General features: G+C 61.8%; 27 protein-coding genes, 1 tRNA gene and 1 pseudogene. 15 read left to right on the forward strand and 14 right to left on the reverse strand.

The annotated features are described in order from the left end of the window. Window positions 1–65: 65 nt before the first annotated feature. From BLW25_RS05130 to BLW25_RS05145, 4 genes are all read right to left on the reverse strand, one after another. On the reverse strand, window positions 66–1,037 hold the full coding sequence (locus BLW25_RS05130) for a beta-ketoacyl-ACP synthase III (protein WP_092896982.1): 972 nt from the start codon (window positions 1,035–1,037) through the stop codon (window positions 66–68). After that, window positions 1,034–2,200: a phosphate acyltransferase PlsX gene (plsX, locus tag BLW25_RS05135; RefSeq protein ID WP_092896984.1), complete on the reverse strand. Its 1,167-nt coding sequence runs from the start codon at window positions 2,198–2,200 to the stop codon at window positions 1,034–1,036. Before plsX ends, BLW25_RS05130 begins: the two co-directional genes overlap by 4 nt. 27 nt (window positions 2,201–2,227) lie before the next feature. Beyond that, complete coding sequence (rpmF, locus tag BLW25_RS05140; protein WP_092896987.1) at window positions 2,228–2,434, reverse strand: 50S ribosomal protein L32; 207 nt, start codon at window positions 2,432–2,434, stop codon at window positions 2,228–2,230. Window positions 2,435–2,720: 286 nt separating this feature from the next. Further along, window positions 2,721–3,323, reverse strand: a complete 603-nt coding sequence (locus BLW25_RS05145) for a YceD family protein (RefSeq protein WP_092896990.1) — start codon at window positions 3,321–3,323, stop codon at window positions 2,721–2,723. 271 nt (window positions 3,324–3,594) lie between these two features. On the opposite strand from BLW25_RS05145, the gene BLW25_RS05150 reads away from it, so the two are divergent. Further along, window positions 3,595–4,053 carry an outer membrane protein assembly factor BamE gene (locus tag BLW25_RS05150; protein ID WP_249495334.1) on the forward strand — a complete coding sequence of 153 codons (459 nt, stop codon included), beginning with the start codon at window positions 3,595–3,597 and terminating at the stop codon, window positions 4,051–4,053. Window positions 4,054–4,109: 56 nt separating this feature from the next. On the opposite strand, the gene msrB is transcribed toward BLW25_RS05150, so the two are convergent. After that, the gene (gene msrB, locus BLW25_RS05155; RefSeq protein ID WP_092896992.1) at window positions 4,110–4,520 is read right to left on the reverse strand and encodes a peptide-methionine (R)-S-oxide reductase MsrB; all 411 of its coding nucleotides are present in this window, start codon (window positions 4,518–4,520) and stop codon (window positions 4,110–4,112) included. A gap of 92 nt (window positions 4,521–4,612) precedes the next feature. Here msrB and BLW25_RS05160 point away from each other — a divergent pair, with 92 nt between their 5' ends. Beyond that, window positions 4,613–5,329 carry a hypothetical protein gene (locus BLW25_RS05160; RefSeq protein ID WP_092896995.1) on the forward strand — a complete coding sequence of 239 codons (717 nt, stop codon included), beginning with the start codon at window positions 4,613–4,615 and terminating at the stop codon, window positions 5,327–5,329. Between the two features lie 12 nt (window positions 5,330–5,341). Here the strand turns inward: BLW25_RS05160 and BLW25_RS05165 are convergent, their stop codons facing one another. The 3 genes from BLW25_RS05165 to BLW25_RS05175 are packed head-to-tail and all read right to left on the reverse strand — an operon-like array spanning window position 5,342 to window position 7,614. Beyond that, the gene (locus BLW25_RS05165) at window positions 5,342–6,325 is read right to left on the reverse strand and encodes a methyltetrahydrofolate cobalamin methyltransferase (RefSeq protein WP_092896998.1); all 984 of its coding nucleotides are present in this window, start codon (window positions 6,323–6,325) and stop codon (window positions 5,342–5,344) included. Window positions 6,326–6,350: 25 nt separating this feature from the next. Next, entirely contained in the window at window positions 6,351–7,265 is a 915-nt protein-coding gene (locus BLW25_RS05170) for a methylenetetrahydrofolate reductase (protein WP_092897002.1), read from the reverse strand. A 34-nt stretch (window positions 7,266–7,299) separates the two neighbouring features. Next, window positions 7,300–7,614 (reverse strand): virulence factor, encoded by a 315-nt coding sequence (locus tag BLW25_RS05175; protein ID WP_092897005.1) that lies wholly within the window; start codon window positions 7,612–7,614, stop codon window positions 7,300–7,302. A gap of 249 nt (window positions 7,615–7,863) precedes the next feature. Here BLW25_RS05175 and BLW25_RS05180 point away from each other — a divergent pair, with 249 nt between their 5' ends. The 3 genes from BLW25_RS05180 to BLW25_RS05190 all read left to right on the forward strand — a co-directional run bounded on the left by BLW25_RS05180 (window position 7,864) and on the right by BLW25_RS05190 (window position 10,273). Then, window positions 7,864–8,997, forward strand: coding sequence for a Ppx/GppA phosphatase family protein (locus tag BLW25_RS05180; RefSeq protein WP_092901548.1), 1,134 nt, complete (start codon window positions 7,864–7,866; stop codon window positions 8,995–8,997). Window positions 8,998–9,012: 15 nt separating this feature from the next. Beyond that, a complete protein-coding gene (locus BLW25_RS05185; protein ID WP_092897008.1) occupies window positions 9,013–9,759 on the forward strand; it encodes an RlmE family RNA methyltransferase in 747 nt (248 codons plus the stop codon). A 430-nt stretch (window positions 9,760–10,189) separates the two neighbouring features. Then, window positions 10,190–10,273: transfer RNA gene (locus BLW25_RS05190), tRNA-Leu, on the forward strand. A 694-nt stretch (window positions 10,274–10,967) separates the two neighbouring features. On the opposite strand, the gene BLW25_RS05195 is transcribed toward BLW25_RS05190, so the two are convergent. Further along, window positions 10,968–11,354 (reverse strand): hypothetical protein, encoded by a 387-nt coding sequence (locus tag BLW25_RS05195; RefSeq protein ID WP_092897011.1) that lies wholly within the window; start codon window positions 11,352–11,354, stop codon window positions 10,968–10,970. 205 nt (window positions 11,355–11,559) lie between these two features. Between BLW25_RS05195 and BLW25_RS05200 the strand changes: the two genes are divergently transcribed. Together BLW25_RS05200 and BLW25_RS05210 are read left to right on the forward strand one after the other, a co-directional pair. Next, window positions 11,560–12,102, forward strand: a complete 543-nt coding sequence (locus BLW25_RS05200) for an RNA 2'-phosphotransferase (protein ID WP_092897014.1) — start codon at window positions 11,560–11,562, stop codon at window positions 12,100–12,102. A gap of 833 nt (window positions 12,103–12,935) precedes the next feature. Further along, entirely contained in the window at window positions 12,936–13,298 is a 363-nt protein-coding gene (locus tag BLW25_RS05210) for a hypothetical protein (protein WP_092897019.1), read from the forward strand. A gap of 65 nt (window positions 13,299–13,363) precedes the next feature. On the opposite strand, the gene BLW25_RS05215 is transcribed toward BLW25_RS05210, so the two are convergent. Next, window positions 13,364–14,164 (reverse strand): AraC family transcriptional regulator, encoded by an 801-nt coding sequence (locus tag BLW25_RS05215; protein ID WP_249498630.1) that lies wholly within the window; start codon window positions 14,162–14,164, stop codon window positions 13,364–13,366. Window positions 14,165–14,199: 35 nt separating this feature from the next. On the opposite strand from BLW25_RS05215, the gene BLW25_RS05220 reads away from it, so the two are divergent. Beyond that, window positions 14,200–15,117: an NADP-dependent oxidoreductase gene (locus BLW25_RS05220; protein WP_092897021.1), complete on the forward strand. Its 918-nt coding sequence runs from the start codon at window positions 14,200–14,202 to the stop codon at window positions 15,115–15,117. Window positions 15,118–15,503: 386 nt separating this feature from the next. Here BLW25_RS05220 and BLW25_RS05225 read toward each other — a convergent pair whose 3' ends face one another. Continuing rightward, entirely contained in the window at window positions 15,504–15,848 is a 345-nt protein-coding gene (locus BLW25_RS05225) for a hypothetical protein (protein ID WP_092897023.1), read from the reverse strand. A gap of 56 nt (window positions 15,849–15,904) precedes the next feature. On the opposite strand from BLW25_RS05225, the gene BLW25_RS05230 reads away from it, so the two are divergent. The 5 genes from BLW25_RS05230 to BLW25_RS05250 all read left to right on the forward strand — a co-directional run bounded on the left by BLW25_RS05230 (window position 15,905) and on the right by BLW25_RS05250 (window position 18,152). After that, window positions 15,905–16,135 (forward strand): hypothetical protein, encoded by a 231-nt coding sequence (locus BLW25_RS05230; RefSeq protein WP_092897026.1) that lies wholly within the window; start codon window positions 15,905–15,907, stop codon window positions 16,133–16,135. Further along, on the forward strand, window positions 16,116–16,592 hold the full coding sequence (locus BLW25_RS24635) for an HNH endonuclease (protein ID WP_216279332.1): 477 nt from the start codon (window positions 16,116–16,118) through the stop codon (window positions 16,590–16,592). Before BLW25_RS05230 ends, BLW25_RS24635 begins: the two co-directional genes overlap by 20 nt. Window positions 16,593–16,610: 18 nt before the next feature. Next, on the forward strand, window positions 16,611–16,943 hold the full coding sequence (locus BLW25_RS05240; protein ID WP_092897029.1) for a hypothetical protein: 333 nt from the start codon (window positions 16,611–16,613) through the stop codon (window positions 16,941–16,943). Window positions 16,944–16,952: 9 nt separating this feature from the next. Further along, a complete protein-coding gene (locus BLW25_RS05245; RefSeq protein WP_092897032.1) occupies window positions 16,953–17,165 on the forward strand; it encodes a hypothetical protein in 213 nt (70 codons plus the stop codon). A 636-nt stretch (window positions 17,166–17,801) separates the two neighbouring features. Next, window positions 17,802–18,152 (forward strand): hypothetical protein, encoded by a 351-nt coding sequence (locus BLW25_RS05250; RefSeq protein WP_092897034.1) that lies wholly within the window; start codon window positions 17,802–17,804, stop codon window positions 18,150–18,152. 119 nt (window positions 18,153–18,271) lie between these two features. Here BLW25_RS05250 and BLW25_RS05255 read toward each other — a convergent pair whose 3' ends face one another. Continuing rightward, complete coding sequence (locus BLW25_RS05255; RefSeq protein WP_092897037.1) at window positions 18,272–18,607, reverse strand: hypothetical protein; 336 nt, start codon at window positions 18,605–18,607, stop codon at window positions 18,272–18,274. Between the two features lie 301 nt (window positions 18,608–18,908). After that, window positions 18,909–19,289: a hypothetical protein gene (locus BLW25_RS05260; RefSeq protein WP_092897040.1), complete on the reverse strand. Its 381-nt coding sequence runs from the start codon at window positions 19,287–19,289 to the stop codon at window positions 18,909–18,911. A 123-nt stretch (window positions 19,290–19,412) separates the two neighbouring features. Here BLW25_RS05260 and BLW25_RS05265 point away from each other — a divergent pair, with 123 nt between their 5' ends. Beyond that, window positions 19,413–19,952, forward strand: coding sequence for an N-acetylmuramoyl-L-alanine amidase (locus BLW25_RS05265; RefSeq protein ID WP_171909481.1), 540 nt, complete (start codon window positions 19,413–19,415; stop codon window positions 19,950–19,952). Between the two features lie 3 nt (window positions 19,953–19,955). Continuing rightward, complete coding sequence (locus tag BLW25_RS05270) at window positions 19,956–20,291, forward strand: hypothetical protein (RefSeq protein WP_092897045.1); 336 nt, start codon at window positions 19,956–19,958, stop codon at window positions 20,289–20,291. Window positions 20,292–20,387: 96 nt separating this feature from the next. Here the strand turns inward: BLW25_RS05270 and BLW25_RS05275 are convergent. Beyond that, window positions 20,388–21,535: pseudogene (locus tag BLW25_RS05275) on the reverse strand (IS3 family transposase). Window positions 21,536–22,286: the final 751 nt, after the last annotated feature.

Raw genomic sequence — 22,286 nt, forward strand, 5'->3', positions numbered from 1 at the left:
TTTGTCAATATCAAAGACTTGTGCCGCAGGCTTCAGGCCGCGTTTCCGGCGAAAACCGGCTGGAATTACCAGCGCAGAACGACCGAACCCCAGGCAAGACCGCCGCCGATTGCCTCGGCGACCAGCAGGTCACCCTGTTTGATCTGGCCACGCGCATGGCCGACCGACATGGCGAGGGGAATCGATGCGGCCGACGTATTGCCGTGATCCTGCACGGTGACGACCACCCGCTCCATCGGAACCTTCATCCGTTTCGCGGTCGATTCGATGATGCGGATATTGGCCTGATGCGGCACGATCCAGTCGACATCGTCGCCCGTCAGCCCCAGCTTGTCGAGCGAGGCATGTGCGGTCTCGGCCAGTTTCTCGACAGCATGACGGAAGACTTCCTTGCCTTCCATCCGCAGATGCCCGGTGGTGCCGGTCGAGGTGCCGCCATCGACGTAAAGCAGATCGCGGAAGCGACCGTCGGAATTCAGGTCGGTGGCGAGGATGCCGCGATCCGCATTGTCTCCCTGGCCTTCGACGGCCTCAAGAACCAGCGCGCCGGCGCCGTCGCCGAACAGCACACAGGTGCCGCGATCGGTCCAGTCCATCAGCCGCGAGAAGGTCTCGGCCCCGATCACCAGCGCGCGTTTCGCCTGGCCCGACACGATCAGCGCATTGGCATTCGAGAGCGCGAAGACGAAACCGGCGCAGACCGCCTGCACGTCAAAGGCGAATCCCTTTGTCATGCCGAGCCGGCCCTGCACCATGGTCGCAACCGAAGGGAAGGTCAGGTCAGGGGTCGAGGTGGCGACGACTATCGCGTCGATGTCATCGGCGGTCATTCCGGCCTGGGCCAGGGCGGCCTCGGCCGCTTTGCAGGCCAGATCCGAGGTCATCTGACCTTCAGCCGCGAAATGGCGGCGCTCGATCCCCGAGCGCGAGCGAATCCATTCGTCAGAGGTCTCGACCAGTTTTTCGAATTCGGAATTCGGAACTACCCGCTCGGGCAGGTAATGCCCTACGCCCCTGACGACTGCACGCAAAGTCATACGGATGAACCGCCCTCTTTCGCGGGACCGGTTCCGGCTGCACCGGAAGATCCCTCCGGTGACCCCTCTGGCCCCGTTTCCTCAGACGCACCATCCTGACGCGCTGTTTCGATAGATGCAAGCCGGGCCGCGATCCGTTCGGTCAGCCCGCTGAGCGCGAGGCGCCGCGCCAGCCCGATGGCCGCCGAAATGCCGGTCGCATCGGATCCGCCATGCGATTTGACCACGGTGCCTTTCAGCCCGAGGAAGACGCCGCCATTGACGCGGCGCGGGTCGATATTCTTCTGAAACCGTCTGAGCGAGCGCATCGCCAGCAGTGCCGCGATTTTCGCGAAGAAACCGGCGGTAAAGGCTTCGCGCAGGCGTTCGACCACCAGTTTTGCGGTGCCTTCGCCGGTTTTCAGCGCGACATTGCCGGTAAAGCCATCGGTCACGATCACGTCAGCGCGGGCGCCGGGGATTTCATTGCCTTCGACAAAACCGACATGGGTGAAGCCGCCCGAAGCCGCATGGGCGGCAAGGATCTCATTGGCTTCTTTCAGCTCGGCCCGGCCCTTGTGGTCTTCGGTGCCGACATTCAGCAGGCCAACACGCGGGCGCTGGATCGACAGACCAAGCGAGGCATAGGCCGATCCCATCACCGCATATTGCAAAAGATCCGAGGGCTCTGCCTTCACATCGGCGCCGACATCCAGCATCACGTTAAAGCCGCCGGGATTGCGCGAGGGCCAGAGGCAGGCAATCGCAGGGCGATTGATCCCCGGCAGCTTGCGCAGCCGGATCATCGACACCGCCATCAGTGCGCCGGTATTGCCGCAGGAGACCGCGGCCCCCGCCTCGCCATTCCTGACGCAGTCAATCGCCGCCCACATCGAGGTGTTCTGGCCATGGCGCATCACCTGGGCGGGCTTGTCCTCCATCGTCACCACTTCGGTCGCGTGACGCAGTTCAACCCGGCCTGCGAGGACCGGGGTCTTTGCAACCAGGGCAGAGAGCTGCGCCTCGTCGCCATGAAGGATGACGAAGAGATCAGGATTCCGGGCGATGGAATCGGCAAGGCCGGCGACAAAAACCGCCGGGCCCTGGTCACCGCCCATAGCATCCGCAGATATGATAACGCGGGCAGCAGTGCCGGCAGGCGAGGTGTCTTTCACGCTCTTCATGCTGGGATGCCGCTGCCCTGGGCAGGCTTATGCCGCGTCTTCGTCGATATCGACTTCGCGTGCCACAGCCACGACTTCTTTCGAATCGTAGTGGCCGCAGGACGGGCAGACATGGTGCGGGCGCTTCAGCTCGCCGCAGTTGTTGCATTCGTTCGGATTCGCAGCAACCAGCGCGTCATGAGCGCGGCGCATGTTGCGGCGGGATTTGGTAACTCGGTTCTGAGGGACGGCCATGTCACAACCTCGGGGCTTGGCTAGCGGGGACAAGCCCCTGATTTCTATAGGGCCTTCTGTTGCCAGCGGGCCTGGTTTTCCTTGTGACACAGCGCTGGCGAGACCATGCCCTCAGGGTCACAGGGACCGTTTGGACAATAGAAAACCATTGCTGTTTCACAGCTTGAATGAGGCGCGGAAAATACTCGCTTTCGGCGGAGGTTCAACCCCTATTCCGCTGCGATCCTGACCTTAGCCCGATATGTGCTCTCTGGTACCGGTCACGAAGGCCGACAGCGACCTGCGATCACGATTCCTGTGCACCATCGGGCTTGTCGCCTTTTTTCAGAAGACCCGCAAGCCCGGCAAAAGGTTTCAGGGCCTCTTGTGTCAGGGGCGTCTCGCCGGGGGGCGCAAAGACCGTCTCGCCAAGCTCTGCTCCTTCGGAGCGCGGCCAGGGCGGCAGCGCCAGCGCCAGCGCCTCACGGGCGACATCGGCAATGTCGAGCACTTCGGGAAGCGCCTCTTCACTGTCGCCTTCGGGGATCTCGAATTCCTCGGCCTCGGGGGGCGTCCAGTCTGAGAGGAAGCTGCGCCTGACCTCTTCGTCGATCTTCGCGGGGACGGGGGCGAGGGTGACGACACAGGACTGGGTCACATCGGCCTCCATTCTGGCGACCAGACGGAAATCGGCGCGGCCTTCCGGCAGGATCTCGCCGACAAAGGTAAAGCGGTCGATTCGTGGCAGATCGAGGCTCCGGGCGAGTTCGGCCCGCCCCGCCGCGTCCGGGCGCCAGCGAAAGCGCGTGGGCTTGCGATGCGAAAGCGTGGCCGCGCGCAGAACCGGTGCAGTGCTGTCGCGGCCTTCGGCGGCTGCGGGGGCGGGCGGATTGGGGGTCTTGGCTGCCATAGGTGTCACTTTGCCTGAATTTACTGCGGTCTTATGCCCTTCCTCAGGGCGCGGTCTTCGGATCAGATCTTCCCGGACCCTGTCGCGGCACAGATCGCGGGCCGGTACCCCGAACCGGCAATCCCGGGTGGTGTCCCGGTGAGGTCGGAGAGTGCTGCCTTGAACAAAGGGCGATCCTTCTGCTATCTCAGGGCGCAAGAGGGTATTGCCGGCCGGGACGGGCGGTTATCGACCTTATCGCAGAGAATTCGGGCAGAGCAACGGGGCAGGAATGGCAGGCAGGACTGGAATGGCGCTGCGTATGGCGGCCCTGGGGCTTCTGCTCATGGTCGCGGCCTGTGCGAAAGTCTATCGCAATCACGGCTATGTTCCCGATGATACCGAACTGGCGAAGGTCCAGGTGGGCGTCGATACCCGCGACACGGTGGCGACAAAAATCGGTCGCCCCTCGGCCCAGGGTCTGCTGAATGACCTGGGCTGGTTCTATGTGCAGAGCCGGTTCGAACATTACGGCCCTAAAGAACCGACAGAGATCGAACGCCAGGTCGTCGCGATCAACTTCTCGGAAAACGGCACGGTGCAGAATATCGGTCGTTACGGACTTGAAGATGGCCGCGTGATCGAATTGTCGCGCCGAGTGACCGAAACGAATATCAAGGGCGTGAGCCTTATCGGCCAGCTTCTGGGCAATGTGGGCCGTATTCAGGCCAGCGACCTCGTCCGGAACTGATCTGATGCATTGAGGAAACGGCGCCGGTTTGCCCGGCGCCGTTTTTGTTTGCGTATTCAGCCGTCCCGGCCGTCGTCCTGGCGGTCGAAGTCCAGCGCCACACCGTTGATGCAATAGCGCAATCCGCCCCGCTCCGGCGGACCATCGGGGAAGACATGCCCCAGATGCGCGTCACAGCGTGCGCAATGGACCTCGGTACGGACCATGCCATGCGTGGTGTCGCGCGAGCCCTCAATGCTTTCATCGGCAACCGGCGCGGTAAAGGCGGGCCAGCCACAGCCCGAATCGTAGCGCTCTTCCGAGGTGAACAGCGGCGCGCCGCAGCAGATGCAGGTATAGACGCCGTCGCCTTCCGGCGTCTCGTCATGCGAGAAGGGGCGCTCGGTTGCATGGTGGCGGGTGACCTCATAAGCGAGATCCGAGAGCTGTGCGCGCCAGTCCTGATCTGATTTGACGATCTTGCTCATATCGCTCTCCCTGAGATGATGGGTGTCTGAGCACGAATCTAGGGCGTGGGATGGGAATGTCGAGGGGCGGGGCTGCGATCATTGCGCCACAAATGACCACGATCACGCGTGGCGGGATGCGGGCGCGGCTGGCAGGTGATGCCGGCGATATCGACGCGGTGATGGCGCTGAGGCGTCAGGCCTGGCCTTCGGATCGTGTCGATCCGCTGGATGCGGTCGCGGGGCAGCTGATGATCGAGGGCAGGGACGGGCGGCTTCTGGCGACATTGCGGGTAGGGCTGGTGCCGGCTCTGGCGCTGGCGGGCAGCTATTCGGCGCGGTTCTATGACCTTGCGCCACTTGCAGCGGAAGGCGGGCTCTGGCTGGAGCCTGGCCGCTTTGCCGCAGCCCCAGGTGCCGGCTGGGAGGCGCTGCGGCTGTGCTGGGCGGCGCTGGCGCGGATCGCGCTGGAGGCGGGGCTGCGGGGGCTTTTCGGTTGCGCCTCTTTTCCGGGCGCCGACTGGCAGCATCACCGCGAGGCGCTGGCGCTGCTGGCGGCGCAGCCTGTGCCGAGCGGCGCCCTGCGCCCGGGGCCGCTTGCATCAGAGCGGGTGGCATATCCGGCGCTGGCCGGTGCGGTCAGCGATCAGAAGGTGGCACTGGCGGGGATGCCACCCCTGCTGCGCTTTTATCTCTCGCTTGGCGGCCAGGTTTCGGATCATGCGGTCGTGGACCGCCAGCTCGACACGCTGCATGTCTTCACCTGCGTCGAGACCGACAGAATACCAAAGGCGCGCAGAGAGTCCCTGCGCGCCCTGGCTATGGACTGACGAGCCGAAGGGTCAGCCGCGCGCGCGACGCCCGCCACGACGGCCACCGGCCGCGCTTGTCGCGGCTGCAGCCGAAGCTTCTGAAAAGGTCTGGCCGCCTTCAACCGCCTCGATCACTTTCGAGAAGCGGATCCATTCGCCGCCATTCGCATCATGGTTCATCAGGAAATTGGCGGCACGGATCGCTTCCATCTCCTGCTGGCGGACCGGGTTCATGATCGCGCTGGTCATGCCGGCGCAGATTGCCATCGGCAGGAAGGCGCCGTTGATTCCGTGGCGATGCGGCAGGCCGAACGAGATGTTCGAGGCGCCGCAGGTGGTGTTGACACCCAGCTCGTCGCGCAACCGGCGGACCAGCGTGAAGACCTGCTGCCCGGCCGAACCCATGGCGCCAACCGGCATCACCAGCGGGTCAACGACGATATCATGCGCCGGAATGCCGAAATCGGCGGCACGTTCCACGATTTTCTTCGCCACGGCAAAGCGCACATCCGGATCGGGCGAGATGCCGGTATCGTCATTCGAAATCGCCACCACCGGCACATTGTATTTCTTGACCAGCGGCAGCACGAGTTCCAGCCGTTCCTCTTCCCCGGTGACCGAGTTCAGAAGCGGGCGGCCCTCGCAGGCCATCAGCCCGGCCTCAAGCGCGCCCGGGACCGAGCTGTCGATGCACAAAGGCACGTCGACGGTCTGCTGCACGATCTCGATCAGCTGTTTCATCAGGGGCGGCTCGACAAAGTTATTGTCGGCGTAGCGCGGGTCTTTCGCCATCATATTAGTGAAGACGGCGCCCGAATTGATGTCGAGCACGGTTGCGCCGCAGGCGACCTGTTCCAGTGCATCCCGGATAACGGTGTCGAAATTCCCCGCCTCAAGCTCGGCTGCGAGCTTTTTACGCCCGGTCGGGTTGATCCGTTCGCCGATGACACAAAAGGGTTCGTCGAAACCGATGATCACGGTTTTCGTTTTAGATTCAATGACGGTACGGGTCATTCCTGATCCTGTTGATTAAGTATGTTCAGGCAGCGCGTGCGGGTTTTCCGGCGAGGCCGCCATTGGCGGTGACCCATTCCGCATTGGTTTTGATGCCGCCCAGCGGGAAGAAATGCACCTGCTCGATCGCGAATCCGGGATTGGCGGCCTTATGGGCGGCAAGCGCGGCAAGTACATCGGTCGGCTCATAGGGAAGGAGTAGTTTGGTCACATCCAGCGCGCGTTTTTGCAGAACTTTCAAAGACGGGCCAACGCCGCAGGCAATGGCGAATTTGATCAGGGTCTGCAGCTTTGCCGGCCCCGCGATGCCGATATGGACGGGCAGAGACACACCTTCCTGTTGCAGCCGGCTGACCCAGGCAATCACCGGTTCCGCGTCAAAGCAGAACTGGGTCGCCATCGCCATTTTTGCATCCGTCCGCTCGGCAAAAGCCGATTTCCAGCGCGCAGCCTCCATCACCGCGCGATCCGAGCCATCGGCGTCGATATCCTTATTTCCCTCGGGGTGGCCCGCGACATGGAGACGCTCGAACCCGTCAAAGGCGCCCGTTTCCAGCAACTGCATCGAGGAGTGGAAATCGCCATATGGCTTTGCAACCCCACCGGCGAGCATCAGCCCCTGGCGCACGCCGACATCTTTGTAGCGCGAGATCCAGTCGACCAGCGTCGCCTTATCCCTGATGATGCGGGCCGGAAAATGCGGCATCACCGTATAGCCTTCTTCGCCGATCCGTTTTGCGGTGGCGACCATTTCCTCGATCGGCGTGCCCTCGATATGGGCGATATAGACGCGGGTGCCCTCGGGCAGCAGCGCGCGGAAATCCGGGATCTTCTCGGCGGTGCGCGGCATTACCTCGATGGAATAGCCTTTCAGAAAGCTCTCCAGAGAGCCGCCGGATGTCGCGGGAGCGGCGGGTTTGCGGAAGGAAAACAGGGCCATCAGTCGCTCCTTTAACGTCAGTTGCATTCAGAGATCAGCCCGCGGTGGGGGGCGTGGCCCAGCCATCATTGGCAATCAGCGCTTTGATCCGGTCGGTGTCGTACTCAGCCTCAAGGCGGGCGGCGGCATCGCGGGCGATGTCATCGGGATCGCCTTCGGCCTCGCCTTCGACGGCCTTGCGCCATTCTGCGAGATAAGCGTCAGAGTCCCGCGCGCCGATCTTCATCGCACAACGGTCGATTGCCTGTTCAAACCGCTCGGGCAGCTGCACTTTCGACCCGCGCCGGCCCTTGCCGACGATGACCTGGGCGGGAATGTCTCTCCAGCGAACGATGGTGATTTCGGGCATTGCTGCGATTCCCCCCTCAAGCCTCTCTGTCTTTGTGTAGACGTCGCAAACCAGCCGCCATGGTCGGTTTTCGACATGGCGACGCCTTGCAGCGACAGCGGGCACAGGCCTGTCCGGCGCGCCGATCTCTGCGCGCCGCCAGCGCCACACCCTCGCTGCCGCCACCCTGCCATGACGTGCCCCGTGATGAAACCTTGTCATACCAGGGCCACGCTATTACATTCGTCTCAACCACATATGGAGGGCGGTATGACGCCCGAGCGTCCCCAAGGGGCGGACGCGGCACCAGTCAGGGTCGAGCCAGAGCAATCCGGTTCCCTCCCCGGTGTTTCGTCACCCCGCGAAGGCCGGGGATCAGCGCTTTACGCTGCGCTGGATCTTGGCACGAATTCGTGCCGCATGCTGATCGCCCAGCCATCGGGTGCGCAGTTCGCGGTGACGGACAGTTTTTCCAAGACCGTGCAGCTTGGCGCGGGGCTGGAAGCATCGGGACGGCTCAGCCGGACCTCGATGGCGCGCACCATCCAGGCGCTGCGCATCTGTCAGAAAAAGATCGAAAAACATGGCGTGACCCGGATGCGTCTGGTCGCGACCGAAGCCTGCAGGCGGGCGCGGAATGCCCGCGAGTTCATCCGCCAGGTGCGGCGTGAAACCGGCATGAGCCTCGAGATCATCTCGGCCGAGGAAGAGGCGCGGCTGGCCGTGGTCTCCTGCGCGCCGCTGGTCAGTGCAAAGACCGAACAGCTGCTGGTGGTCGATATCGGCGGCGGATCCACGGAACTCGTCTGGATCGACCTTTCCGCTGTTCCGCCCGAGGACCGCGCCAAATCGATCATGCGGCTCAGGACCGGGTTCAACCAGGCCTCAGATCTGCCCCAGGCGCGGGTGGTGGACTGGATTTCGGTCAAGCTCGGTGTGGCGACGCTGAAAGAACAATTCCAGGATGTCGAGGATGACGCCGCGCGTTTCGCACTGATGTCCTGGTTTTTCGAGGAAAACCTCGCCTCCTTCAGCCCTTATCACGCGCAGTCGAAACGCGACGGTTTTCAGATCATCGGCACCTCGGGCACGGTGACCACGGTTGCGGCCTCCTGGCTGGGGCTCAAACGCTATGACCGCGCCAAGGTTGACGGGCTCGAGATGACCTCGACCCAGATCGACGGGGTGATCCGCGACTATCTGGCGCTTGGCCCTGAAGGGCGGCGCTCTGACCCGCGGATCGGGCGCGACCGCCATACGCTGATCATGTCGGGGGCGGCGATTTTGCAGGCCCTGATGCGGATCTGGCCTACCGAACGGCTGTCAGTTGCGGATCGCGGTCTGCGCGAGGGCCTGCTATATGCCCAGATGAGCGCCGATGGCGTACTGGATGAAGCGCCGTAAAAGAAGGGCCGCAGGATGTCGAAACCGCCAGAGGGCAAGAACACGTCGGGCCGTGGTGCGCGCGATCTGCGCGTCAAGGTCAAGACCGCCAAGGGGCGCAAGCTTTCCTCGACGCTCTGGCTGGAGCGGCAGCTGAACGACCCCTATGTCGTTCGCGCCAAACGCGACGGCTTTCGGGGGCGGGCGGCCTATAAAATCATGGAGCTTGATGACCGCTACGGGTTTCTCAAGCCGGGTGCGCGGGTGGTTGACCTTGGCTGTGCGCCGGGCGGCTGGTGCCAGGTCGCAGTGCCGCGCGTCAATTCGCTGGGCGAGAACCTGAAAAAACCGCAGGGCTATGTGCTGGGGGTTGATCTTCAGGAAGTGGAGCCGATCCCGGGGGCCGAGATCCACCAGCTCGATTTCCTCGAAGACGGCGCCGATGACAAGGTCAAGGCCTGGCTGGGCGGGCGCGCCGATGTGGTGATGTCGGATATGGCGGCGGCGGCCTCGGGCCATAAGGGCACCGACCACCTGCGGATCATCGCACTGATCGAGGCAGCGCTGGCTTTCGCCTATGACGTGCTGGATGATGGCGGCACTTTCGTTGCCAAAGTGCTGGCTGGCGGCGCCGAGAATCAGATGCAGGCCGAGCTGAAGCGGAACTTCACCAAAGTCGCCAATGTGAAACCACCCTCAAGCCGCAAGGATTCCTCGGAAAAATTCGTGATCGCCATGGGCTTTCGCGGCCGCAACCGCGAGCAGAGCCCGGACGAGGAATGACCTGCCCGGTCGGCGGGTCATAGAGCGGAACAGAAACCGGTCCGGAAATGCTGCGACCGTGAGGGCAGGTGACGGTCGGCGCGCGGGGGGAAGGGCACTCTGCCGGAACCTGCCCCCGGCTCTCACGGCTGTTTGCTGTCTGTGATGCCCTTTTGACGCGCCCGCTCCGGTAATGCCGCGACCGGGCGGAACTCTGTCCCGTGCGGGGAAGAGGCCGCTGTCCCGTCGCTTTTCAGCCGCGCCCGAGTGGCAACCTTAGCCCGGATCTCAGAGTTGCGACTCCAGGACCCTTGACGCCCGGCCCGCATTGACGCCATAAGCGCGGCAGCGGGCGAAGCGACCCGGGCGTAACGGCCCGGAGACCAGTCCGCGAAACGGTGCCCTCCGGCCGGATCCTGATCCTGTCGCTGCCATGCGGGTTCCGTGCGTTGCGGGTGTGGCGGAATGGTAGACGCGACAGACTCAAACTCTGTTTCCGCAAGGAGTGTCGGTTCGAGTCCGACCATCCGTACCATGACTTTCCCGGGGAGTCTGCTTTCGCAGTAAAGTAAGGGAAATTCCGACCTTTGCTGGATGAAGTTTCCACCCTGGGGATGTCAATCTGACCAGTTTTGCCCTTCATATTGCGCAGGAATTACGCACCTGCGTAGAAGGTGGTCATGGTAACATTCCGTAAGCTCCCCTCGGGCGCATAAGGACGGAGGTCTCTTGCAAAGACAAGCGGTCCTCGAAGTCATTTCCGACCAGGCAGGTTGCGAAAGAGTGGGCGGCGCGGCAGGAGTTCACGATCGCCGAATCTAACGCTGCGCTGGTCGATCACGGCTCCTTTGGTGATATCCTGAAGCGATATGCGAACGGGGTCTAACCATCCAAGCGCGGCGAGCGTTTGGAGGTATTCAAGACCAGAAATTTCCGGAGCGATCCAATCTCGGCGCATCGCATGGCTGATCTCACCACTGAGTTATTCGCTAAGTGGCGAGATAAGCAACTGACCGAGGTTCAACCGGCCACGGTCAGCCGTGGGATGCAGCTTATGTCCGCCGTACTGACTTGTGGCCGGAAGGAATGGGGGAGGCTACCCCGTGACAATCCGTGATCCTCGCCCCGTGGTTCTCTGCCCCGTTCATGCGCTCATCGTGCGCGTGGTCTTTGCGCTGATCGTGGCCGGGCTGATTGCGGGACTGTGAGATGCTTGACGATTTGAGCCCTTAGCGGACAGCCACGAGTTCATGGTGAGCATATCTGCGAGATTTTTTGCGGTCGTCCACAGTCACGAGATAGAAAGGTTCTTGGCGCTTGAAGTGCCAAACGATTTCACGGATGCAGGCGACCGCGCTAGACTCCGTGAGTGCTACCTTTTCTCCAACTTGGAGAACATTCTGCACCGCGAGTTTTATGCAGGCATCCTTTGAAATGCTAAATTCTTCAGTGCCATACTTGATCACTAAGTAATCCCCATCGTGTCCGACGACTTGATAGACGTGGCCACGGAGCCGATTATGTAACAAGAACCTCTCAAAATCTTCAGTTTTGATGTCGTTTGGGTTGGAGCTTCCTTCAAACCAAGAAGTCGTGACGTATTCATTCCTCGCCATTCATCCTCACCTTAATTCTCCTTCCGCTTCGTCCCGCATAGCTGCCACCTGCGCTCCGGTCCAGCACGACTGGCCAGGGCCGCTGCCCGGATCGACGCTTTGAGCCCTTACCGGACGGTCGATCATCATTTTCGGTGCTTCTCAACACAGTCATTCGCGGCTACCTTGTGAACCCTTTCGTCTCATTCGGCTGCAGGACATTCTTATGGCAAAGCCATCCACTACGGGCAGCAAGTTGCTCTCTTTGGTCCTTCGGCACCAGCCTGAGCTAGCACAGGTCATACTGGAGCCTGGGGGCTGGGTAAACGTTGCAGATCTGCTGACCGGCCTGAAAATGGCGGGCCATGCCCTCACCCGAGAAGAGTTGGAAGACATTGTGGCCAACTCTGACAAGAAGAGATTCACGCTGTCCGAAGACCGAAAAATGATCCGCGCAGCGCAGGGCCATTCACAGCCTGTAGACCTCGGCCTCGAGTCAAGCCTGCCGCCGGACGAACTCTGGCACGGCACGGCCGCCAAGAACCTCGAAGCAATCATGGCTGAAGGGCTGAAGCCGGGGGCGCGTCAGCACGTTCATTTGTCCCGAGACCGTGAAACAGCTTTGACTGTCGGAAAGCGGCATGGCGTGCCCGTTGCGCTACTGGTTAACGCAGCAGCTATGAGAGCGGATGGCATTTCGTTTTGGCAGGCAGACAATGGTGTATGGCTGACCCAGCATGTCTCAGCTGATTATATTCGCAAGGTTTAGCGGCTACACTGGCCCGCGCCAGCGACCGGCAGCTCTGTCCCGCATAGCTGCCACCTGCGCTCCGGTCCAGCACGACCGGCCAGGGCCGCAGCCCGGATCGACGCTTTGAGCCCAAAGCTGCCGGTTATGTTCTCCCTGTGCATCTTCTTAATTCGCGGCGCGGATCGTGCCGTTGCATCGATAAAATGCGGTTGGCCTCCAAAGAGCGCCCAAGGTCAGAAATCACACGAAACGAGCAGCTAAGACGGTTGGCATCCTGGGAGAGTCGCGCCAACCGCGTCAGATCAGGACGAGATCCGCATGCGGCGCTCTCAACCTACCTGAACTTCATGAAGGAAACGGAGGATCTTCGGGAGGTTATGGCCGACGCCGCAGGACAGGTTGACGCAAGAATTAACGAAATGATTGATCAGGCGAGAGGGAAGTGATCACCGGATGCGGACGCCCCAAGCGCTGCGGGTGCTGAAAACGCCGACGCCGTCCGTATAACGTGAGAACGGGTGCTGAACAAAAACGTCGATAATCGCCGGCCCGGCGCTCGGCGCGATCCGGTCCACCGGTCGACCGACAGCTCGCGCATCTCCGGATGGCAGGCCATCATTGTCGGACCACAGACCACCGCCAGCGCCGCCTGATCCGGTCGACGGGCTGATCGCGTGATCATACGTTCCGCCCGCGATGTGATGAGGATCTATCTCGGGTGTCGTCGTGCCGAAAAGGGGGTGGGCCGCGCCGTATAGCGTCCTGGATGCCATGAACCGCATGAAAAATCTTGTGTCGCGGTTGAGCTGATCTTGGACGTATGGCCTGATCGTTGTGAAATCGGCGTCCGGGTGACCAACTACATCAACTTCGCCCTCCAGCAGATGCGTCAATGGGCGCAGCAGTTTGACACCCACATCTGCCTGATCGCTCACCCCAAGAAGATGAGCACGCAGGGCAAAACGCAGTGCCCGACCGGCTACGACATCGCCGACAGCGCCGCCTTCTTCAACAAGCCCGCGCTCGGTTTCAGCGTGCATGCCTCTGAAGCGGATGGCGGAGATGAGCTGGAGATTCTGTTCGGCCCTCTATCCGGTTGGCGCGTCGCCTTCACGGCCCTGCGGGGCCAGATGATCGAGGGCGAGCTATCCATGCTCGGGACCGTGCGCAAGGTGCGTGTCCCGGCCTCTGACATTCACATGAGAAAGGGCTGACCCATGCCGAGGGCGCGGGAATTGTGATCATCTATAGCGGTAGGGAAGGAGTGGTCCGACACCGGTCATGGCAGGGACAGGAACTCACTGGGCGTCAATGCCATGACCTGCCGGAAAGCATGCGAAAACGCTGCGGTGCTGGCAAATCCCGCGTCTCGCGCCGCCCGCGCAATCGGTTTTCCACGGCCCAGTTCGGTGAGTGTCCACAGTATCCGCGCGCGCTGGCGCCACGCCTTCAGCGTCATCCCGGTTTCTTCCGGAAACCGTCTGCTGGCCGTCCGTACCGAAGTCGCGGCCTGCGATGCAAGCGTGTCGAGATCCAGCGCGTTACGGTGGTCGGCAAGAGCCAGTTCCGCCACCCGCAGCCCCACCTGGCTGGTAGGCATCGGCAGAAAAGTCGGAGCGTCCTCAACACGCTGCAACTCGTGAAGGATCAGCCTGAGCGCCAGTTCCCTTCGCTCCGACAGCGCATCCATCGCAGCGACGGCTTCTAGCAGGCTGCGCAGGAGGGGCGAGACCCGAGAGATGAAGGCTTGCGACGGCAGCGTTTCCGGTTGCCAAGCGCGGACCGTGGCCGGGTCCCATAACAGGATCCACAGTTCCGCGTTGGTCATGATGTCAAGGCGATGTGGAATGTCCGGCGGGATCCAGGCGGCAAGCTGGGGCGGCAACAGCCAAATGCCGTCTTCGGTGCGCAACTGCACCATGCCCGAGATTGCAAAGGTCAGCTGCGCTTGCCCATGCGCGTGCTCCGGCAACGCCTCGTCACGGCGCTTATGAACGCGATACAGGATGACGTGCGGAATTGAGATTGGCATTTCAGCGATGCCCTTTGGCAAAATATCGATGAAACCGTCTGCTATCACCGGCAAGATCAATCACCAAGATGAAAGACCGAACTATGCGTGCTGCCCTGATCACAACCTATGGATCCAATGACGTCGTAGAACTTGTCGAGATTGAGCGTCCGGTCACGCAGCCGGATGAAGTGCTGGTCAAGGTAAGCGCGGCGGGGATCAACCCGATTGACTGGAAGATCCGCAGTGGCGCCGGTCAGCGGATGGGAATGATGCTCCCCATCCGCTTAGGCAGCGAGTTCGTCGGCGTGATCGAGGAGGTTGGTGCCTCCGTTGCTGCGTTTAAGCACGGGGATGAGGTCTTTGGCATGGTAAAAAGCGGTGGCTTTGCACAATATCTGACGGTTAAGGCGACGGATATCGCCTGCAAGCCGAAGAAGCTGGACACCGTGCGCGCGGCCGCTTTGCCGCTGGCGGGCACCACTGCATGGCAGGCCCTGTTCGGTGAGGCCGGGTTAGTCGAAGGTCAGCGCCTGCTGATCACAGGCGCTTCTGGTGGCGTTGGATCGCTAGCGGTACAATTTGCCAAAGCGAAGGGAGTGCACGTCACCGCCCTGACATCCCCCCGCAACATGGCCTTCGTTCGTTCACTCGGGCCGGACATGGTGATCGACTACACCGCACAGCCCTTCGAGGAAAGTATCCGGGACATAGACGTGGTCTTCGACACGGTCGGGGCCGACACCTTCCAGCGCGCTTTTAAAACGTTGCGGCGGGGCGGGATCATGGTCACCGTGGTAGCTTTCCCAGAAGGTCATGAGGCCGCGCAATATGGGGTCGAGGTCAAACGCTCGTTCACGGTGCCCAATGCAGCGACCCTGGTAGCGATTCAGACGCTGGTCGATGCGGGTCAGGTCACGCCGCACGTTGAGACGATCCTGCCGCTTTCGGAGATCAAACGGGCCCTCGCCCTGTCAGAGGCTGGTCGTGTACGCGGCAAGGTCGTAGTCATTATCACATGACTGCAAGCGAACGAGGTCGGCGGATTTGTCCTGGTCCGGGTAATGCGTGCGAGAGTACGTGGCGGCGATTACATCAACGTTGGCCATCGCCCGGCCTAGCTTTTTGCGAATCCCACGAGCGACCGCATTAAGGAACGAGGATGCACAGTGCTCGCGCACAATGAATGGCGGTCTAGGGCGCAAAGCATCGTTGACCTGGTTCACCAGAGTCAGTAGGTTGTCTGTCAGGTGGGGGCGACCTGAGGCGAGGCGAAAGCTGGACGCCCAGCCCCTCAGCCGCAGGACTGCCCGGATGGGCCACCCTGCGCGCACGTTAGCGAAGCTATGAGAAAACGAGAAACGCCCCCGGATTGCCGAGGGCGTTTTGCTTATCGCGGGGCCGATCATCAGGCCTTCGGGCGCTTGGTCGATATCGGGAAGTTGGGGTTCTCGGCGTTATACCAGTCGCGGATCGCGCCACAGATTGTGGATAATGCGAAGCCCCGGCTCCCCCTGGAATCCAGTTCTAGGAAGTCTTCGGTGATTATCGCAGCATCCGCGCCTTGAGGGATAAACTCGTAGCGACCGTCCTCTTCGCCATATGCGGCATTCGGGTCATAGTCAGCCACCCGCCATCGACCGATCACCTCACCGTCTCTGGTGACCACCTCACCTCCGGCAAGATCCAGATCGTAACCGCTGTCCATCCACTCGTCGTGGCCAATGAAATTTATGGGGAATGTCAGGTCCATTCGCTGCGTGTCGCAGGCGCATCCGATTCCCGCAAGCACAATCACGAGGCGACCACATGGCCGAGAGCATCGGCAAACTGACCCTGTCCACCAAGGAAGTGATGCAGGGCATTACCCTCTCCGTCCGCATGCCTCGCAGCTTCACCATCCGCACCCGCATTGCCTGCTGGCTGCTCGGTCTGGCCGGTCGCGTGATGGATGTGCCGTGTGAGGTCGAGATGCGGGACAAGAGGGAATGCAAGCCGGGCTGCCGGTTCTGCAAGGCCGATGCCACCGACCCCCGGTAAGCACGGCCTGCCGCGCACCACGCGCGCCCCGGCACCGAAACACAAGGCGCCGCGCCGAGAAGGCAGAGGCAGCGCCCGGGAACGCGGATACACCAGAGCATGGGAACGCTTCCGCGATCAGCACCTGCGCCAGCACACCCTGTGCGAATACTGCCTGGCCGATGGCCGCACCACCGCAGCCTCAGTCGTAGACCACGATCTGCCCCACGATCATGACCCCGCGCTCTTCTGGGATAACACATTCACCAGCCTCTGCACCTCTCACCACAGCGGGGAGAAGCAGCGCGCCGAGGCCACACTCACCGGTGACGAACTGCTGGCATGGATCCAGCGCCGCAAGCGCCCCCGCAAAGTCTGGGGTTTCTCCATCCCCCATGGCCTGCAACCCTCGGCCATCCCGGTCACGATCATCTGCGGCCCGCCTGCATCCGGCAAGTCGACATGGGCCAGACAGTAGGCCCGCCCCGGCGATCTGGTGATCGACTTCGACGTGATCCGCCGCGCCGTTGGTGGCAGCAAATGGGATGACCGCCCCGAGATCATTGCCGCCGCTTTCACCCGCCGGGGTGAAATGCTCCACAGCCTTACCACCCGCACAGCTGGCCGCTGCTGGTTTATCGTCATGGCTCCGACACAGGCAGAGCGGGACACATGGCAGGCTGCCCTTGGTCCGCTGTCCTCGGTCATGATGATGGAGACCCCCGCCGCCGTCTGCATCGAGCGGATAGGACGAGACCCCGACCGCGCTCCGGTCGCCGCCCGCCAGATCGAGGCCGTCAGGTCGTGGATCACCGAGGCCATGGATTGAGAGGCAAGCATGACTGCGGATCAGGTAGCAAGCGAACTGAGGGCCGCCATTGAGCAGGTCGAGGCCGGTCGCTCCGGATGGCTTGAGGTCAAGCGATACTGGTGGCGCGACCCGGATCAGATGCTGGATTTTATGATGGCAAAGGGCAGGAGGGGCCTCCCCTTGCTGCAAGCCCGCCTTGCCGAGGTCGAGGCCACCGGGAGCCATGCGCCAGACGCATAGCGAGGGGGGAGGGTCGATCTTCGGGGCATTCTGCCAGGGACCAGCGGGGACCAGTGATTTTTTATGCGTGCATAATGGAGGGGTTTTTTCGGGCCACCCATGACCCTGCCGCATAGCTTGAACGAGGTGCCGCGATGGCTGGCAGAAAGAAGACGCCCGATCACCTCAAACTGGTGAAGGGCACCGCCCAGAAATGCCGGATGAACCCCGAGGCGCCCGCCGCGAATGTTGGCACCGCCACCGCGCCGGCCTGGCTGTCGGAAAGAGCTGCTGAACTGTTCGACCAGATCAGCGCCACGCTGCTTGGGATGGGAATTGCCTCGCCGGATGATCAGCATGTGCTGTCGCTGGCGGCCTCCCGGATCGAAGAGGTCGAGATCCTGACGGCGGTGATCGAGGACGCGGGCCGGACCTATCAGACCGAGGCAGAGCGGCCCGCCGGTCCCCGTGCTGCGCCCTGTCGCCCTGATCAACCCCACGTCTGGAGCTGCCTGGGTCACACCGGACGGCAAGATGTTCGTAATCATGCAGGAGGTAGTCTGATGGCTATCGAAATCCCGAGCGTTCCCGCTTCCATCCTGACTGAGGTTCTCGATCTCACCGCACTGGATGCTTCCATAGCTCAAGCCGCACAGGATGGATTCCAATCTCTGGGCCGAGATCAAGGCCGCAATCCTGGCCGGGTCCGTCATGGCAGCGGTGATCTGGGGCGCGCTCGGAGGCGCGACAAACGCCCTGGTGATCCGGGTGACCGCGCGGGAGGCGCTGCGCCACATCGCCCTTGGCGCAACCATCGCGGCGGGGCTGGGCGGACTGGGTGCGCCGCTGATCGGCCACTGGCTGGGCCTGCCACCCGATGCGCTTGGAGCAGGCGGTGGGGCGGCGGGTGGTTCGGTGGCCTATCTGACCGGCTCTCTCGGTGCCGCCATATTCGAGGTGATTATCCAGCGTATCCGTGCAGGGAGGCTGCCCCGTGACAATCCGTGATCCTCGCCCCGTGGTTCTCTGCCCCGTTCATGCGCTCATCGTGCGCGTGGTCTTCGCGCTGATCGTGGCCGGGCTGATTGCGGGGCTGTGAGATGCTTGACGCTTTGAGCCCTTAGTGGTCATTCGGGCGAGTTGGTGGAATGTGTTCTGAACCGTATCACCAGCGCTTCAGCATGCGCAGGAGCTATGCCCAAATTCTTGCTGATCTTCCGAGCAAGGGAGTAGTCGCTCCGGTTTGGTCCGATTTGCAAAAGCAGTGCAACATGGCCCAACCGCGCTTCCTCAAATCCCTCGAAGAACACAGGAAAATCTTCTATTTTCATCTGAAAATGGCATCGCAAAGCCTTGCGAATAAACATTTCCTCGAAGCCGTCTTTTTGCAAGCGCAGAGCATAGCTCATCCGGTCTTCGTCGGAGTTGGGACGCAGTGCACGATAGTCGTTAGCCAGGTTCATCGAAGTTCCTAGTTCCGCGGCACGCAACGAATATCGCACGTGAAGCCAACGTCAGCAACGTCCCGCATAGCTGATCCTCGCATCAACTGAAGCGCAATCCGCTTTCCACCATGCCCCGTCAGCCAGCGGGGCTTTTTCACATCCAAACATGGAGAGCGATACGCTCCCGTGCCTGACGGGCAATGGCCAGCCTGATCGCGGTGCTGGCCTATCTGGGCCCGCGTGGTGCAGGGGGTGATGGTGGAGCGGTGGGCCAGCCGGAAGGGGTGACGCCCGGCATTTCTTGTGCCGAGCGTCTTGTCTACTTCACCGTGACCGTGACGCAGCCGGCCAACGTCCCCTTCTCACCTTCAGCTGTATTCTTCGTGCAGAACTTATCCTTGCCTTTGAAGCCTGCAGTCGGCGTGTAGATGATGCCCTGCTTGGACAGGGTGATCTTGCCGGACTTCGGGGCGCGGGTAAGTTTGACTTCCGTCGCCGGGACGCGCCTATTTTCCTGTTCGTAAATGAAGCCGGGATAGCTGATCAGGCAGGTCTTATCTGACGCCGACATCTCGAAGGCTCCGTTGCCTTTGCCTTTCCCCCATCCCCGTCCATTGCTGCCGGTGCACTCAGCGAACGCTGCCGAGGCGCTCAGTGCGGCGATTGTGGCGATCATTGTGAATACTGTTCTGCGGATCATTTCTAAATCCTTTTGAGAAGTATCGATCGATGCGGCCCAGCCCGAAAGGGTCGCCGATCTCAGCCTGCCAGAAATCCGACTTCCGGCAAAACGATTCGAAACCTCAGCAGCATGGAGAACATCATGAGCAAGATTGCTCTGGTGATCGGGCATAACGCCCGGTCGCAGGGGGCTGTCCGCGTGACGGATAAGCGCAGCGAATATGACATCAACAGCGACCTCGCGGCAGTGATCCGGGATCTGGATCCGGCGCGCTATGTGATCGTGCGGCGCACGCATGGCACCGGTGAGATCGGCCGCGCCTATGCCGAGGTTGACCGGCTGGGCGTCTCGGCCTCGGTCGAGCTGCATTTCAACAGCGCGGAGGCCGCCAGCGCCACCGGGACCGAAACCCTGACCAGCGGCACCACGAACAGCGCTCGCCTGGCGCGCGGCGTCCAGGCCGGCATGGTCCGGGCCCTCGGGCTGCGGGATCGGGGTGTGAAGGTTATCGCGCGGAACGGCCGGGGCGGGGCCTCGCTCTGGACCGGCAAGCCGCCGGCCATCCTCATCGAGCCGTATTTCGGCAGCAATACGGGCGGCTGCGCCGTAGCGGATCGCAACTTCTCGGCGCTCGCCCGCGCCATCCATGAGGCCTGCACGGCCTATCTCAAAGGAGCCTGAACCATGCTGCAAGACATCATCCAAGCTCTGCAAGCCGCAGGGCTGTTGCTGGCCGACCACCTGATCGCCGTGATCCTCGGGCTGGCAGTCCTCTACATCAAGCGCTGGACCGGCATCCAGATCGAGGACAAGCACATGCGCGCGCTCCACTCGGCTGCGCTGACCGGTGTGCGCCTGGCAATCGAGAGCGGGCTGGACGGCCCGCGCATGCGTGACGCGGCCATCGCCTATATGCGGGAGAGTGTGCCGGATGCGATGCGGGCGCTGGTCGGGTCGGATACCTCGATCCTCCCTAAGTTTGTGCAGAGCAAGATCGGTCAGGCGTTGTCGCCTGGCTGAGTTGTTTAAAAGCGAGGTGCGCTCTTGCTGGCTCGCCTCGTCATAACCTTAAATGGTTGAGCTACTCCCCGATGCTTGGACAGTTTTCGAGGATGTTTAAGCTACTGCCTGTGCCTGCCGGTCGGTTTCGATGCTGTTGAAGTAGACCACGGCGGGGGGCAACCCGCCATGGGCAGTGTGTGGCCGCCGATGGTTATAGAAGCTGACCCAGGATCCGATTGCGGCCTTTGCCTGAGACCCGGTCTCCCAGGCATGCAGATAGACGCATTCGTATTTCAGGGACCGCCACAGGCGCTCGATGAAGACATTGTCGATGCACCGCCCCTTGCCGTCCATCGAGATGCGGGTTCCGACGCGTTTCAGCCGATCTGTCCAAGCGAAGGACGTGAACTGGCTGCCTTGGTCAGTGTTCATGATTGTGGGCGCGCCGAACCGGTGGATGGCCTCGTTCAACGCCTCGACGCAGAAGTCCGCTTCCAGGGTGTTCGATATGCGCCAGGCCAGAACTTTGCGCGTGAACCAGTCCATGATGGCGACCAGATACAGAAACCCCCGCCGCATCGGGAGATAGGTAATGTCGGCGCACCAGACCTGACCGGGGCGATCGACCCGCAGCCCGCCCAGCAGGTAGGGATAGGTCTTGTGGCCCTTTCTCGGCTTGCTGGTGTTGGGCTTCTGGTAAATCGGCATCAAACGCATGAGCCGCATCAGCCGCCGGATGCGCTTCTGGTTCACGCCGTGCCCCTCGTTTTGCAGATGCCAGGTCATCTGCCGGACGCCGTAGAAGGGCGTATCCATGAACTGCCGGTCGATCAGCTGCATCAGGCCGAGGTTCTGATCAGTCTCTCCAGCCGGCTCGTGGCAGAACGACGAGCGCGAGATCGATAGCAGGCGGCACTGCGCCCCGATCGACAGTGCAGGGTGGTCCCGTTCGATCATCCCACGCCTCACTTTCCGCTCCACGGCTTGAGCTTTCGTGACAAAAAATCGTTGGCGACAGCCAGCTCCCCGATCTTGGCGTGCAATGACCGGACCGTCTCTTCATCCACCTCCGTCGCGGGCTTCTTGCCGCCGCGCTCGAAGATGTCCGCAGCCCCGTCGAGCAGCGATTTCTTCCATTGATGGATCATCGTCGGATGCACGCCGTATTCGGCCGCCAACTCCGACACAGTGCGCTCGCCCTTGATGGCCTCAAGTGCCACGCGCGCCTTGAAGCCCGCGTCATGGTTCCTGCGTTTTCGCATGCCTGATCTCCTCGTCCGTGGAGACCAGCAAACGTCAGATCGTAGCTTCCGTCACTGTCCGATTTCCGGGGAGTAGCTCAAACCGCCGATTGCCGCATAATCATGGGTGCCTGAATAATTATCAGATGGTTATGATGATCTGATAGTTCTCATCTTCGTCGGGCGCTGCCTTCCACAAGCATAGTCATCGAAGCGCGTTGGCGATTTCTACGTGCGGCTGCGCCTACCTGACGGATCGAGCGGGATTCGAACTCCGTTCAGAGGCGGGCTATCAAGTAGATGTAATTGTCATCTTCGCCTGCGGCAAAGTGCTGCCCCGAAAGCGAGCGCGCTTCCACACTACGCTGTAAAGAGCCGGAGGGCCGTCAGTGACAATACCCCGGCGCTTAGCGCCGGGTCCGCAGAAACACATGGTCCGGTCTCGGACCTTGATTTATAGGGCTATGGAGTAAACGTAGTTGTCATCTTCACCCGGTGGGGCGCGCCAGATACCGCCGAATGCCCTCTACAACGCGATATCGCCGCCGATCACCGCATACCCACCAACCGGCATGCGAAACCGCCGATTCCACGCTACAGCCCGATAAAACTTGAGGGCCAGCAAACGGCAACTCCCGACGCCATTGCGGCCGTTCGGGGAGTTTTCGTCGGCACACGAAACCGGCCATCCATCCGAGAGACACGAATGGCGGAATTGGGGCCGTTAGCAGCCTGACCGCTAACTGATCGGCAGACCGCAAGACCGAACATT

The organism is Rhodobacter sp. 24-YEA-8 (assembly GCF_900105075.1).
GTDB lineage: Bacteria > Pseudomonadota > Alphaproteobacteria > Rhodobacterales > Rhodobacteraceae > Pseudogemmobacter.